12 protein-coding genes are annotated in these 12788 nt (G+C 68.8%); 7 read left to right on the top strand and 5 right to left on the bottom strand.

Annotated features, from left to right (window positions below; all coding sequences use genetic code 11):
• Nucleotides 1-24: 24 nt before the first annotated feature.
• Nucleotides 25-570 (bottom strand): methylated-DNA--[protein]-cysteine S-methyltransferase, encoded by a 546-nt coding sequence (locus tag ACCQ12_RS13160; protein WP_372381920.1) that lies wholly within the window; start codon nucleotides 568-570, stop codon nucleotides 25-27.
• Nucleotides 567-2030 carry a DNA-3-methyladenine glycosylase 2 gene (locus tag ACCQ12_RS13155; protein ID WP_184439032.1) on the bottom strand — a complete coding sequence of 488 codons (1464 nt, stop codon included), beginning with the start codon at nucleotides 2028-2030 and terminating at the stop codon, nucleotides 567-569. The genes ACCQ12_RS13160 and ACCQ12_RS13155 overlap by 4 nt, the downstream gene beginning before the upstream one ends.
• Nucleotides 2031-2299: 269 nt before the next feature.
• Here ACCQ12_RS13155 and ACCQ12_RS13150 point away from each other — a divergent pair, with 269 nt between their 5' ends.
• From ACCQ12_RS13150 to ubiM, 5 genes are all read left to right on the top strand, one after another.
• Complete coding sequence (locus tag ACCQ12_RS13150) at nucleotides 2300-3478, top strand: COG3904 family protein (RefSeq protein ID WP_372381919.1); 1179 nt, start codon at nucleotides 2300-2302, stop codon at nucleotides 3476-3478.
• Nucleotides 3479-3556: 78 nt separating this feature from the next.
• Complete coding sequence (locus ACCQ12_RS13145; protein WP_047695669.1) at nucleotides 3557-3811, top strand: hypothetical protein; 255 nt, start codon at nucleotides 3557-3559, stop codon at nucleotides 3809-3811.
• Nucleotides 3812-4051: 240 nt separating this feature from the next.
• Nucleotides 4052-4597: a DUF4019 domain-containing protein gene (locus ACCQ12_RS13140; RefSeq protein WP_184385019.1), complete on the top strand. Its 546-nt coding sequence runs from the start codon at nucleotides 4052-4054 to the stop codon at nucleotides 4595-4597.
• Nucleotides 4598-4622: 25 nt separating this feature from the next.
• Nucleotides 4623-5024: an MAPEG family protein gene (locus ACCQ12_RS13135; protein WP_039411317.1), complete on the top strand. Its 402-nt coding sequence runs from the start codon at nucleotides 4623-4625 to the stop codon at nucleotides 5022-5024.
• 86 nt (nucleotides 5025-5110) lie between these two features.
• The gene (gene ubiM, locus ACCQ12_RS13130) at nucleotides 5111-6286 is read left to right on the top strand and encodes a 5-demethoxyubiquinol-8 5-hydroxylase UbiM (protein WP_372381918.1); all 1176 of its coding nucleotides are present in this window, start codon (nucleotides 5111-5113) and stop codon (nucleotides 6284-6286) included.
• 176 nt (nucleotides 6287-6462) lie between these two features.
• Here ubiM and ACCQ12_RS13125 read toward each other — a convergent pair whose 3' ends face one another.
• From ACCQ12_RS13125 to ACCQ12_RS13115, 3 genes are all read right to left on the bottom strand, one after another.
• Complete coding sequence (locus ACCQ12_RS13125; RefSeq protein ID WP_047695671.1) at nucleotides 6463-6705, bottom strand: RNA-binding S4 domain-containing protein; 243 nt, start codon at nucleotides 6703-6705, stop codon at nucleotides 6463-6465.
• 161 nt (nucleotides 6706-6866) lie between these two features.
• A complete protein-coding gene (locus ACCQ12_RS13120; RefSeq protein WP_372381917.1) occupies nucleotides 6867-7514 on the bottom strand; it encodes a hypothetical protein in 648 nt (215 codons plus the stop codon).
• A 28-nt stretch (nucleotides 7515-7542) separates the two neighbouring features.
• Complete coding sequence (locus tag ACCQ12_RS13115; RefSeq protein WP_372381916.1) at nucleotides 7543-8043, bottom strand: RNA polymerase sigma factor; 501 nt, start codon at nucleotides 8041-8043, stop codon at nucleotides 7543-7545.
• Nucleotides 8044-8213: 170 nt separating this feature from the next.
• Here ACCQ12_RS13115 and ACCQ12_RS13110 point away from each other — a divergent pair, with 170 nt between their 5' ends.
• Together ACCQ12_RS13110 and ACCQ12_RS13105 are read left to right on the top strand one after the other, a co-directional pair.
• Nucleotides 8214-10118, top strand: coding sequence for a DEAD/DEAH box helicase (locus ACCQ12_RS13110; RefSeq protein WP_372381915.1), 1905 nt, complete (start codon nucleotides 8214-8216; stop codon nucleotides 10116-10118).
• A 258-nt stretch (nucleotides 10119-10376) separates the two neighbouring features.
• Complete coding sequence (locus ACCQ12_RS13105) at nucleotides 10377-12782, top strand: putative bifunctional diguanylate cyclase/phosphodiesterase (protein ID WP_372381914.1); 2406 nt, start codon at nucleotides 10377-10379, stop codon at nucleotides 12780-12782.
• Nucleotides 12783-12788 lie beyond the last annotated feature (6 nt).

Here is a 12788-nt window from a genome sequence, read left to right as displayed (position 1 = left end):
AGGCGCGGCGATGACGTCGCGAAGTCAGGGCGTGTGGGGCGTGTGTGCGTGGGCGAACAGATCGTCGGCGCGTGCACGCTGGCGTGGCGACCAGCCTTCCAGCTGCAACAACGCCTGCTTGGTCGGCAGGCCGCCGCCGAAGCCGGTCAACGCCCCATTGGCGCCGATCACGCGGTGGCACGGCAGCACGATCGGCAGCGGGTTGCGGCCGTTGGCGGCGCCCACCGCACGGCTGGCGGCAGGCCGCCCCACCGCCTGCGCCAGTTGCACGTAACTCCAGGTCTGGCCGAACGGAATCTGCGCCAGCGTGTGCCAGACCTCCAGTTGAAACGGCGTGCCGGCCGGCGCCAACGGCAGGTCGAAACGGCGTCGCCCGCCGTGCAGATAGTCCAGCAGTTGCTCGCGCGCCTCGCGCACCAGTGCGGCCTCAGGATCGTGTACCCAGCGCGCCCGCCCGGCCGCGTCGTAACGGTTCTGCGCGAACAGGATGTGGCGCACGCCAGCGTGGTCGGCGGCCACGGTGAGCGCGCCGATCGGCGAGGAGAAAGTGTCGTAACGCACTGCGCTCATGGGCGGGGTTCCTTGTGATCGACGGCCAGATGCCACAGGTGCAGCACCGCATACGCGCGCCATGGCCGCCATGCCTGTGAGCGCGCCTCGGTGGCGCGCTCGCTCAGCCGCTCCGGCGCGCCAAGCACCTGCTGCAGGATCAGATCGCCGGCCGGAAACGCATCCGGATGCGACAGCGCGCGCATGGCGATGTAGTGCGCGGTCCACGGTCCGATGCCGGGCAGGGCAGTACAGGCCGCGACGAAATCGACCAGCCGCTGGCCGGCACCGAACTGCAGCCTCCCCTGCGCACAGGCGCCGGCAAGCGCCCGCAAGGTGGCGGCGCGGGCGCGTGGCAGGCCCAGCTGCTCCAGCGGTGCGTCGGCCAGTTGCGCGGGGGTGGGAAAACTGCGGTCCAGGCCTGGCGGCATGTCGGCATGCTGGCCGCCGTGGCGGTCGACCAGGCGCGCCGCCAGCGTCGTGGCACCGGCCACGCTGATCTGCTGGCCCAACACCGCACGCACGGCCACTTCGAACCCGTCCCATCCCCCCGGCACGCGCAGGCCGGGCCGGCGCGCAATCGCCTCGGCCAGCAGCGGCTCCTGGGCAAGCGTGGCGTGCACGGCCTGCAGGTCCGCGTCCAGGTCGAACAGCCGGCGCACGCGGCGCACGATCTGCGGGATCCGGCGTGGGTCGGTGGCGCCGATGCGCAGCAGCAGCTCGGCGCGCTGCGGCGCCGGTGCGACCTCGATCACGCTGGCGTTGCCGGGCGTGCCGATCACGCGCCGGTAGCTGCCGGCGTCGATCTGCTCGATCCCCGGGATCGCACGGCGCCGCAAGAATGCCAGCATCGCCGGCCAGTCCAGCGGCGGCCGATAGCCCAGGCGCAGCGTGAGTTCGCCGCCGGGGACTTCGGCGCGTTGCTTGCGCAAGGCCGACGGCGGCATCCCGCAGCCCTGTACGAAGGCCGCGTTGAAACGGCGCAGGCTGTTGAAGCCCGCGGCCAGCGCGACCTCGGTCACCGGCAGTGCGGTTTCGGTGAGCAGTTGCTTGGCCAGCAGCAGCCGACGCGTGCCATGCACCTGGATCGGCGTGGCGCCGAGCTGCTGCACGAACTGCCGCTGCAACTGCCGCGCACTCACGCCGACCGCATCGGCCAGGGTCTGCACCGGCTGCTCCTGCAACACGCCGTCGGCGATCATCGCCAGGGCACGCTGCACGCTCTCGTCGCCCAGATGCTGCTGCGCCTGCGGCGACAACTCCGGCCGGCAGCGCAGGCATGGCCGGTAGCCGGCTGCACTGGCCGCCGCAGCGCTGGGGTAGTAGCTGACGTTGCCCGGCTTGGGCGCCGGCGCCGGGCACACCGGGCGGCAATAAATGCCGGTGCTGCGCACGGCGGTAAAGAACAGCCCGTCGAAGCGCGCATCGCGCGCCAGGCGGGCGCGGTCGCATTGGGTCCGGTCGGGCGTGAGCGATTGCATGGCGCCAGTCTATGCGCTGCCCATCGCCCCGGCTGGCCGTTTTCGGACAGCACTGTGCTCAGCGTGACGCCGCCTCGTCCGAGGCGAGCCATGTGCAACCGCCGCGACGTCAGCGCCGCCTGCGCCGGGGTGCGATGCCGCTGGATGCTTCGTAGCGCACGCATGCAGGCAACTGGCCTGACGGGTGCCAGGTTAAGGTCGGGTTCGGGGCATGCTGCGCGTCCGCCCTAGACTGGGAGCCCGCTCACGCTCTCGATGGTCCGCGCCCGATGTTGAAACCGCTTTGCCTGTCCCTTGCGTGTCTGCTTCTGCTGGCGGCGTGCGACCGCACCAGCACCTCCGCCGATGCCGCGATGGCGCAGCAGAACGGCGGCGCGCAGGCCGGCGACGGCGACCATATGGTGTCGGTGGATACGCCCGAGCCGGTGCCGCCTCCGCGCCCGCGTACGCAGGCAGGCGAGGCGGGTTGGCCGCAGGCCGAGCTTGATGCCGGCCAGGCCTGGATCAGCTGCGCCACCGATTACGGAAAAGAGGCCGGCGACGGCACGCTGCTGCCGGCGCTGGATCGGGCCAGCGTGGAAGCGGCGCTGGCGCCGTGCCGCGACACCGGGCTGCTGCGGGTGCGCTACGCCGGCAAGATCAACGCCGGCTTTGCCGCGCTGGTATGGCGGCTGGCGGCAGTGGCCGAGCAGTGGCGTCTGCCGCACCGCATCCTGGATCTGGATTCCAGCGGCGGGCAGGTGGAGGCCGCGATCCGCGCCGGCGACACCATCGGCGAATCCAACTGGACCATCTGGGTGCGCGAAGGCTCGATCTGCCACAGTGCCTGCGTGTTCGTGCTTGCCGCTGGCGACAACCGTCTGGTGGCCGGCAAGGTCGGCATCCACCGAATGATGCGGATCAGCTCCAAGGCCACCTCGCGGGCCGAGCTCAATCGCGAGTTGCGCGAGGTCTATGGCAACGTCAAGGATTACCTGGAGCGCAACGGCGTGGCGGTGGCGGTGGCCGACCTGATGATGACGGTGCCCAACCGCAGCCTGCGCCTGCTCACCATGGAAGAGCTGCGCGAATACGGGCTGGACGGCACCAATGCCGTGCAGGACGACCTGGAGCGGATCCGCCAGATGCGCAAGTGCGGCGATGCGTTCGTGCGCCGCAAGGATGCGTTTCTGGTCGCCTTCGACCAGAAGTGCAAGGGCGAGGGCGCGGACCTGGATGCGGTCAACGCCTGCGGCCTGGCCTTGAAGCAACGCTTCGGCTTTCCGGATGCGGCCTGCCCGGAAGAAAGCCCGCTGGCCGAAACCGACGCGGCGGCCCTGCCGACCACCCCGGCGGCCGACGTGCAGCGCGATGCCGCCCCCGCCGAGCAGGCACCGGCCGCGCCGGACGCCCAACCGGCCGCCGAGTCCGTGCCGGCGCCGCCGTCAGCCGCCCACGCCGACGGTTGAGGCCGGCCGCAGGTTTCACGCGTATCGCACTGGGCGCTGCCTATCGTCGCCGGAACACAACCGAGCCGGGGGGGCAGTATGCGAGGGAAGACCAAGGGCGTTTTGCTGGCATATCTGCCGTCCGCCCTGCTGGTGCTGGTGGGCTTTGGCGTGGCCGAGCTGCTGCGTGTGGCCGCTGCCGCAATGCACGAGCAGTGGCCGGCCACCCTGGCGATGTGGCTCAGCCTGGCGGCCTTGATTGCGGCCATCGCGCGCGCGTTCTGGGTCAGCTGGCGCCTGTGGCGACCACGCAGCGTGGCGACGGTGCCGCCCGCACCGGGCGGTGAGGTGTAGGCGCTGCGCTCGGCCGGCACTGTTCTCGCCTTCGGATGCGGCGTGCGCGATGGGTTGCCCGCCTCATTCCCATCAAGCCGACCTGCGCCCGCTTGGCACCCACCATCGAGACGTTTTCCAGCGATTCCATCGCGACATCCGCAGCTGCACTTGTGTTGCGCAGGTCGCGCCATAGACTGCGCAGCGCAGCGCACGCTGCGGCCCGTTTCTTCCATCCGATCCGTACAAGGCCCCTGTCCCATGCTCCGTCCTCGTTTGCTTGTCGCGTTTGTGCTGGCTCCCGCGCTGGCGTTTGCCCAACAGCCGCAGCCGTCCAGCCGCCCGGTCACCGCCACGCAGGCAGCGCCGTCCACGCAGCGGCCGTCTGCGGCGCAGCCGGCTCCCGCCTCGAGCGCCGCCCAGCAGGCCCAGGTGGCCAAGCAGGACATCGAAATGACCCAGGCCGCCCTGCGCGTGGCGCAAATGGTCGATGCCAATAAGGCCGCTTCGTTGTGGGACGGCGCGTCCGCTGTCGCCAAGACTGCGGTCAAGCGCGACGCCTTCGTCGCCCAGCTGGCTGGCGAGCGTGCGCGCCTGGGTGCGGTGGTCGGGCGCGGCCAGAGCTCGGTAACGCGGGTGAAGTACGGCCCCGGCGCGCAGGTGCCCGAGGGGCTGTACGTCAACGTCAGTTTCCCGACCCGGTTTGCCAATGCGCCGCAGCCGGTGCGTGAACTGGTTTCGTTCCGTCTGGACGAAGACAAGACCTGGCGCGTTGCCGGCTACAGCCTGCGCACGGCGGCCAAGTGATGGTGCCGCTTCCTAGGAGCCTTGCATGCAACTGACCATCGAACTGCAGATGCTCGGCTGGGCCATGGTGCTTGGCCTGGTACAGCTGCTGGCGGCCTCCGGCAGCATGACGGCCCAGCGTGGCACCAAATGGAACGCCAGCGCCCGCGACGGCGAGGCCAAGCCGCTGACCGGCGTTGCGGCGCGTCTGGACCGCGCGTTCCGCAACTATCTGGAGACCTTTCCGATCTTCGCCGCCGCCGTGCTGGCGGTGAGCGTGGCCGGGCGCACCAGCGCAGACACCGCGCTGGGTGTGCAGCTGTATCTGTGGGCGCGCGTGGCCTATGTGCCGGCCTATGCGGCCGGCATTCCCTATGTGCGCAGCGCGATCTGGGTGGTGTCGTTCTGGGGCATCGTCAAGCTGCTGCGCGCGCTGCTGGGCTGGTGACGTGTGGATGCGCGCATGATCCTGATCAAGGGGCAGGCCAGGGATAGCGTCTAGACTGGGCGCATCGGCAGTCGCGGGTGCGCAGCATGCAATCGGTGGATATCGCGATCATTGGCGCCGGGCCGGTCGGGCTCGGTTTTGCACGGGCCCTGGCCGGCAGCGGCCTGTCGGTTGCGCTGATCGACCAACAGCCGCGCGAGTCGCTTGCCGAACCGGCCTTCGATGGACGCGAGATTGCGCTCACGCACGCCTCGCGTAGCGTGCTGGAGCAGTTGGGCATCTGGCAGCAGTTCCCCGCAACGGCAATCTCGCCACTGCGCGATGCGCGCGTCATGGATGGGCACTCATCCTTTGCGCTGACCTTTGCCGCGGCTGCGCCCGCTGCCGGCGCGCTGGGCTGGCTGGTACCCAATCATCTGATCCGTCGCGCGGCCTGGCAGGCCGTGCAGGCGCAGGATGGACTGCAGATCCACTGCGGTTGCAGCGTGCACGCGCTGCACCACGGTGCCGGGCGGGTGGAGCTGCAACTCTCCGACGGGCAGCGGCTGTCGTCGCGCCTGCTGGTTGCGGCCGACAGCCGGTTTTCCACGACCCGGCGGCTGCTCGGCATCGGGGCGCACTTGCGCGATTTCGGCAAGACCATGCTGGTGTGCCGGATGCGCCACGCGCTGCCGCACCGGCATGCGGCGTGGGAGTGGTTTGGCTACGGCAAGACGCTGGCGTTGTTGCCGTTGCACGGTCACCGCGCCGGCGCCGTGCTCACCCTGCCGCCGCGACAGGTCAACGCACTGCTTGCGCTGGATGAAGACCACTTCAGCGCCGCCGTCAGTGACGCATTCGAGCATCGCCTCGGCCGCATGTACCAGGACGGCAGCCGGCATGCCTATCCGCTGGTTGCCGTCTACGCGCACCGGTTCGTGGTTGAGCGCGCGGCCTTGATCGGCGATGCGGCGGTGGGCATGCATCCGGTCACCGCGCACGGGTTCAACTTTGGATTGCAAAGCCAGGCGCGCCTGGCCGAGCGCGTGCGTGCCGCCGCCGCTGCCGGGCGCGACATCGGCAGCGCCGGGCTGTTGCATGACTACCAACGCGTGCACCGCCTTGCCACCCGGCCCTTGTTCGAGGCGACCAATGCCCTGGCTGCGCTCTACACCGATGACCGCCTGCCGGCGCGCGTGTTGCGAGGCGGCGCGCTGCGTGCGGCGCATGCGATCGCTCCTTTCCGGCAGGCGATTGCGGCACATTTGACCCAGCGCAGCTGACGCGTCGAGAAGACCGTCCCAGGTCGATCGTCACCACATCGCGGGTCGGGTGGCGTGATCACAAGCGCCAGGCTGTGCTGCGCGATGCCGCCCGATGCAGGCGGTTCGCCCGTGTTGCAGTCTTACGCCGGATCATCCGGGGACGGCGCGATGTTGCGCTGGCCGCTCAACGAGCGTCATGCAGGGTGGTCGGCATCCGGGTCCATCGCCAGCACACGAATCTCCACCTCATCCAGCTGCACCAGCTGGCCCGGGCGGATCTTCGCGGTCTTGCGCAGTTCCTGCACGCCATCGACGCTGACGGCACCGCTGGCGACGATCGCCTTGCCCTGGCCGCCGCTGTCGGCAATGCCGGCCAGCTTGAGCAGTTGATTGAGTTCGATGTACTCGCCGTCCAGGTCGAATTCCAGGAATTGCATGCTGCGCTCGATGACAGGAAGACGGCGATTATCCGCCTGTCGCCGTCCACAACACCACCGTGGCAAGACGACGGGGGCCGGCGGCTGCAATCGGTGGCGCAGCGGTACCCAGGCCACTGGCTGCATCCATTGCACGATCGTCGTAGGCCGCGTCTGCGCGCTTATTCGCGTCGAAAGCGTGCGATTTCATCGAGCATGCCTTCGGCACGCACGACGCCGGGCCCGGCATGCACGTTGTCGATGCGCTCCAGCCACGGATGGCGGCTGCGCTGCAGCCGTCGATAGCCGAGCCAGGTACCAATACCGCCGAGCACACCCACCAGCAGATTGAGCAGCAGCCAGTCGTGCGGCAGGGTCAGGCCGGTCAGCGCGCGCCAGCCGGCGTCCGCCACCGCCACCCACAGCACCCAGAACGCCACGCCCAGCCACGGGGCCACCCGCGTGCGCCAGCGCCGCAACTGCGCGAGCGCGCGCTGCGTGGGCAGCAGCGGTCCGGCAAAGTCCAGCTGCGCCAACAGCTGCAGCTGCCGTAGTGCGGAGATCGCCAGCGCAATGCTCCACAGCTGCAGCAGCACGCCGCCGATGATCGCCGCGGCCCGATCGGTATGGGCAAGCCAGCTGTGCGCGATCAGGATGTGCAGCACCACCGCGCACAGCAATTGCGCCGATTGGCTCAGCCACAGCGGGCGCAGGCTGGCGCGCACTGCATGGCGACGTAGTTCGCCGCTGATGTGGCCGATCTGCGTGGTGTGCTGATCCAGGCGGTGTTCCATCGCCTGCCAGGCGCGTTGCATGTCGTCGAGTTCCATCGAGTGTTCCTTCGGTTAAGTGGGGTGGTCAGAGTTCGGCGCGGATGCGTGCCTTGAGGCGGCTGAGTTTCGTGGCGACGTTGGTCTCGCTGATGCCGAGCACCTCGCCGATCTCGCGGTAGCTGTGCGCGTCCAGGTACAGCAGCATCAAGGCCCGTTCCAGTTGCGGCAGGTGCGCGATAAAGCCGTAGAGCGCGGCGACCTGCTGTTCGTGCGCCGGGTCGCGTGCCAGCGGGTCGGCGATGCTGTCGGCCACCACCTCCAGCGGGAGCGGGTCGTGCGGCATGCGGCTGCGGCCGCGCAGATCGCTGATTGCCACGTTCAAGGCGATGCGGTACATCCAGGTGGAAAAACGCCGGCCGGTGTCATAGCCGGGAAATGCGCGCCATAACTGCACGATGATGTCTTGCGCCAGCTCGGCACGGTCGTCCGGGTTCCAGCAATAGCTGGCCGCGACCTTCAGGACGATGCCACGGTGCTGCTGCAACAAGGCGTTGAAGCGGGTGTGCAGGTCTGTTTCCAGGGACATGGCTCCGGCCGCGTGGGTGGATGACAAGGGTCGAACAGATGATTCGTCGACGCGGGTAATTCGTCACAACCTGAACGGAACGTCACGGCCCTTCGACAGGAGGGGGTCTAAGGGCGCACACTATGCTGCTTTGCGCTTGCCGGCTCCGTGCGGCGCCTCCGGAGTTACCCATGACCCAAGAATCTTCCGCGCCGCTGCTGTTTGCAGACCTCGGCCTCTCGGACGCTGTGATGAAAGCCGTCGCCAACGTTGGCTACGAGTCGCCGTCGCCGATCCAGGCCGCCACCATTCCCGCGCTGCTGGCAGGCCGCGACGTGCTCGGCCAGGCGCAGACCGGCACCGGCAAGACCGCCGCGTTCGCGTTGCCGGTGCTGTCCAACGCCGAGCTCCACCAGGTCAAGCCGCAAGCCCTGGTGCTGGCGCCTACCCGCGAGCTGGCCATCCAGGTCGCCGAGGCGTTCCAGAAATATGCCGAGGCCATTCCCGGCTTCCGCGTGCTGCCGGTGTACGGCGGCCAGCCCTATGCGCAGCAGCTGAGCGCGCTCAAGCGCGGCGTGCATGTGGTGGTCGGCACCCCGGGCCGGGTGATCGACCATCTGGACCGCGGCACGCTGGACCTGTCGCAGCTCAAGACCCTGGTGCTGGACGAAGCCGACGAAATGCTGCGCATGGGCTTCATCGACGACGTCGAAGCCGTGCTCAAGAAGCTGCCGGAGCAGCGCCAGGTGGCCTTGTTCTCGGCCACCATGCCGCCGGCCATCCGCCGTATCGCGCAGACCTATCTGAAGGACCCGGCCGAAGTCACCATCGCGGCCAAGACCACCACCTCGGCCAACATCCGCCAGCGCTACTGGTGGGTGAGTGGGCTGCACAAGCTGGATGCGCTGACCCGCATCCTCGAGGTCGAGCCGTTCGACGGCATGATCATCTTCGCGCGTACCAAGGCGGCCACCGAAGAACTGGCGCAGAAGCTGCAGGCACGCGGCATGGCTGCGGCCGCCATCAACGGCGACATGCAGCAGGCCGCGCGTGAGAAGACCATCGCCCAGCTCAAGGACGGCAAGCTGGACATCCTGGTCGCCACCGACGTGGCCGCCCGCGGTCTGGACGTGGAACGCATCAGCCACGTGCTCAATTACGACATTCCCTACGACACCGAAAGCTACGTGCACCGCATCGGCCGTACCGGCCGTGCCGGGCGTGCCGGCGACGCGATCCTGTTCGTGACCCCGCGCGAGAAGGGCATGCTGCGCTCGATCGAACGCGCTACCCGTCAGCCGATCGAAGAAATGCAGCTGCCGAGCGTGGATGCGGTCAACGACACCCGCGTGGCGCGTTTCATGACCCGCATCACCGAGACCCTGGCCGGTGGTCAGATCGACATGTACCGCGATCTGCTGCAGCGCTACGAGGCCGAAAACAACGTGCCGGCGATCGATATCGCTGCCGCGCTGGCCAAGTTGCTGCAGGGTGATGCGCCGTTCCTGCTGACCCCGCCGGTGCGTGGTGCGCGCGAAGAGTTCGCACCGCGCGAACGCAGCGAGCGCGCCGACCGTGGCGAGCGTCCGCGCTTCGAGCCGAAGTTCGAGCGTGGTCCTCGTGCCCACGACGGCGAGCGCGCACCGCGTCCGCCGCGCGGCGACGATGCCGGCGGCGAGCGCCCGCGTCGCGAGCCGGCACCACGCGGTGAGCCGGAGTTCGGCATGGAAAGCTATCGCATCGAAGTGGGCCACACCCACGGCGTGAAGCCGGCCAATATCGTCGGTGCCATCGCCAACGAGGCCGGCCTGGAAAGCCGCTACATCGGCCGTATCGACATCCAGGACGATTACTCGATCCTGGACCTGCCGGCCGACATGCCGCGCGAGTTGCTCACACACCTGAAGAAGGTCTGGGTGTCCGGTCAGCAGCTCAACATGCGCAAGCTGGAAGACGGCGAAGCCGCAGCGTCGGCGGCCAAGCCACGCTTCCCGCGAGGCGGCAAGCCGTCCGGTCGTCCGAACGGCCCGGGCCGCCCGATGGATCGCTCCGGCGCGCCGCATCGCAAGGGCCCGCCCAAGCCGCGCGGCGAGTAAGCGCGGCCGGGGCCGGTGGCAGCCGGCAGGCGCTGCAAGTGGTTGATTTGGCTATGCCTATAGGCGCATAGCAAGCCCGGCGTCGTTGCCGGGCCCGTTCCAGCGCCGCACTTGGCACCGTCCCGCCGCCCGCAGCTGGCCCGACCGGGCGTCCGGCACGCGAACCCTGCCATACAGACTGGGCCATTGCGGCCGTTACTGCCTTCAGGCGCCCACTGGGCGCCTGAATCGCATCGGCGCGGCGAAGGACGGATGGCAATGGGGCAGGCAGCACGCGGCAAGAGTGGTGGGCAGACCCTGCATCTGATGCGCGGATGGCTGACGCTTCCTTTGGCGCTCCTGATCGGCATGGCGGTGGCGATGGCGGTGATCTCGGCGCTGGTGATCGAGATCCAGTCCGGAGCCACTGCCTGGATCGTCGGCGAGAGCCACTGGTCCAAGGCCCAGCAGGAGTCGGTCTACTGGCTGGAGCGCTATCTGGGAAGCGGCGACCCGGCCGATCTGCAGGCGGCCTGCCGGGCGCTGGAGGTGCCGCTGGGCGATCGCTCGGCGCGCATCGCGGTCGAGCAGCCGGCGATCGACTGGGACACGGTCTACGCCGGGCTGGCCGCCGGCCGCAATGCCCGTGAGGACATGCCGCAGATGGTGCGGCTGTACCGCTACGGCCAGCGCGTACCGCACCTGGGCGAGGCGATCGCGCTGTGGAAGCAGACCGACAGCGACATCCTGCAATTGAATGCGCTGGCCGACCGGGCCGCGTCCGCTCAGGCCACCGCCACGCCCGACCCACGCACCCTGCAGGCGCTGCGCGATGAGCTGCATCTGCTGGACGCACGCATGCGCCGCATCGCGGCGGAATTTCTGGTGTTGCTGACCCGCTGTGCGCGGCTGCTGCACGATGTGATGGTGGTCTGCAGCCTGGCCACCCTGCTGCTGGTGCTGACCACCTGCGTGCTGGCCATGCGCCGTATCCGCGATTACCTGCTGTCGCACGAAGGACGCTTCCGCACCGCGTTTCAGCAGGCGGCGCTGGGCATGGTCAAGTTCGATCTGCGAGGCCACGTGCTGGACGCCAACGCCTCGATGGCCAACATCCTGCGCTATCGCCCGGAGGAACTGCAGGCCTGCACATTGGCGCAGGTGATGCACCCGGACGACATCGTGCTGGACAGCCGCGGCATGATCGACTGGCCGCGCCTGCTGCAATCGGGCGAGCTGCGCTTCCTGCGCGCCGATGGCGGGGTGATGTGGGGGCGCTGGAGCGCGTCGCTGGTGGAGCCCGGCCCGGAAGAACCCACGCTGGTGCTGGCGGTGATCGAAGATGTCTCGCATGCGCACGAGCTGGCCGACGAAGTCGCCTACCACGCGCGCCACGATGCCTTGACCGGCTTGATCAACCGCCGCGAAATCGAACGCCGCTTGCTGAAGCTGATCGAGCCGCCGCAATCGTCACAGTTGTGCCATGCGCTGTGCTTCGTGGACCTGGATCATTTCAAGCTGGTCAACGACACCTTCGGGCATGCGGTCGGCGACAAGTTCCTGTGCCACTTCGCCGATGTCATCACCATGCAGCTGCGTCCGGGCGACTGGCTGGGGCGGCTGGGCGGCGACGAATTCGCGATCCTGCTGGCCAACACCGATCTGGCGCAGGCGCAGGCCTTGCTGGAGCGCATGCACGGGGTGCTCGGGCAGCCGTGGAGCCATCAGGATGGCAAGCCGCTGACGCCGAGCTGCAGCTTCGGCGTGGTGGAAGTCTGCCACGGCGCCAGCGATGTCAACGCACTGATGACCGCGGCCGATCTGGCCTGCTATGCGGCCAAGGAAGAAGGCCGCAACCGGATTCGCTGCTTCAGCGAAAACGATCTGGCATTGGCGCGCCGCCGCCATGACGGTGGCTGGATCAGCGCAGTGCAGCAGGCCATCGCCGAAAGCCGGTTGCTGCTGTATGCGCAGAAGATCCAGGTGCTCAGCGACCCCGGGCGGGTGCAGTACGAAGTGCTGGTGCGCATGCGCGCGCGTGACGGGCGCGTGCTGAGCCCCGGCGAGTTTCTGCCGGCGGTGGAGCGCTACGGGCTCGGGCGCATGGTCGATGCCTACGTGCTGGAGACCCTGTGCGCGCACCTGGCCGACAACCCGATGCATGTGGCCACGCTGGACCTGTGCCACGTTAATTTGTCAGCGCAGTCGATCGCGCAGCCGGATTTCCTGGATTTTGTCTGCGCCCTGTTCGAGCGCTACCCCACCTTGGTGCCCAAGCTGTGCATGGAAATCACCGAGACCGCGGTGATCGGCGATCTGGAGCATGCGCAGCGTTTCGTGCAGAGCGTGCGTGCACGCGGCTGCCACGTGGCGCTGGACGACTTCGGTAGCGGGCTGGCCTCGTTCGGCTACCTCAAGCAGTTCACCGTGGATGTGCTGAAGATCGATTGCGGGTTCGTGCGTAATTACGCGCACGATGCGGTGGACCGCGCGGCGGTGCATTCGATCGCCCAGGTCGGCCTGGCCCTGGGGATCGAGGTGGTGGCCGAAGGGGTCGAGTCCGAAGCGGATATTCCCGGCCTGCGCGAGGCTGGCGTCGGCCAGGTACAGGGCTTCAGCCTGCACCGCCCATGCCCGCTGGAAGACCTGGTCGCGCCGCAACCGCTGCTGGCGATCACCGGATGAGGCCTG

Origin of the sequence: Xanthomonas sp. NCPPB 1068, assembly GCF_041479385.2 — a bacterium.
Classification (GTDB): domain Bacteria; phylum Pseudomonadota; class Gammaproteobacteria; order Xanthomonadales; family Xanthomonadaceae; genus Xanthomonas; species Xanthomonas cannabis.
The sequence above is the reverse complement of the archived record's forward strand: the minus strand, read 5'-3'. Positions and strand labels throughout refer to the sequence as shown.